The organism is Achromobacter sp. 2789STDY5608621, from assembly GCF_001299375.1.
Classification (GTDB): Bacteria; Pseudomonadota; Gammaproteobacteria; order Burkholderiales; family Burkholderiaceae_B; genus Achromobacter; species Achromobacter insuavis.
Map to the genome: position 1 here is coordinate 16,455 of NZ_CYTU01000012.1, position 1,002 is coordinate 17,456.

The following is a 1,002-nucleotide window of genomic DNA, read 5'->3' on the forward strand; positions in this document are numbered from 1 at the left end:
CGATCAGCAGGCCCGGATCGACCAGATCATGATCGAACTGGACGGCACGCCCGACAAAAGCCGGTTGGGCGCCAACGCCCTGCTCGGCGTGTCGCTGGCGGTGGCGCACGCGGCCGCCCACAGCCAGCGGCTGCCGCTGTGGCGCCACATCGGCGGCGTGCAGGCGCAGACCCTGCCGGTGCCGATGATCAACATCATCAACGGCGGCGCGCATGCCGACAACCCGCTGGATTTCCAGGAATTCATGATCCTGCCGGTGGGCGCGGACAGCTTCCGCGAGGCGCTGCGCATGGGCGCGGAGGTCTTCCACACGCTGCGCCACGCCCTCAAGGCGGCCGGCCACAGCGTCAACGTGGGCGATGAAGGCGGCTTCGCGCCCACGCTGCGCAACGCGCCCGAGGCGCTGGACTTCATCATGGCCGCGATCGAGCGCGCCGGCCTGCGCCCCGGCGCCGACATCGCGCTGGCGCTGGACCCGGCCGCCAGTGAATTCCACGGCCCGGACGGCTACCGCTACCACGGCGAGAACCTGCTGCGCGACGCCGAACAGCAGGTGCAGTACCTGGCCGGGCTGGTGCGCGACTACCCCATCGTCTCGATCGAGGACGGCATGGCCGAGGACGACATCATCGGCTGGAAGACATTGGGCGCGACGCTGGGCGGCGCCTGCCAGCTGGTGGGCGACGACGTGTTCTGCACCAACCCGCGGCTGTTCCAGGCCGGCATCGACCAGGGCGTGGCCAACGCCATCCTGGTCAAGATCAACCAGATCGGCACGCTCAGCGAGACCGCGCAGGTGCTGGCGCTGGCGCGCCGCGCAGGCTACGGCGTGGTGATGTCGCACCGCTCCGGCGAAACCGAGGACACCAGCATCGCCGACCTGGCGGTGGCGGCCAACTGCGGCATGATCAAGACCGGCTCGCTGTCGCGCGCCGACCGCACCGCCAAGTACAACCGCCTGCTGCGCATCGAACGCGAACTGGGCGCGGCCGCCGTCTATGC

At 70.3% G+C, this 1,002-nt stretch carries 1 protein-coding gene; it reads left to right on the forward strand.

Annotated elements, in window-relative coordinates:
- Window positions 1-1,002: phosphopyruvate hydratase (eno, locus tag AOZ53_RS13930; protein ID WP_054488300.1), on the forward strand; the 1,002-nt coding region annotated here is incomplete at both ends.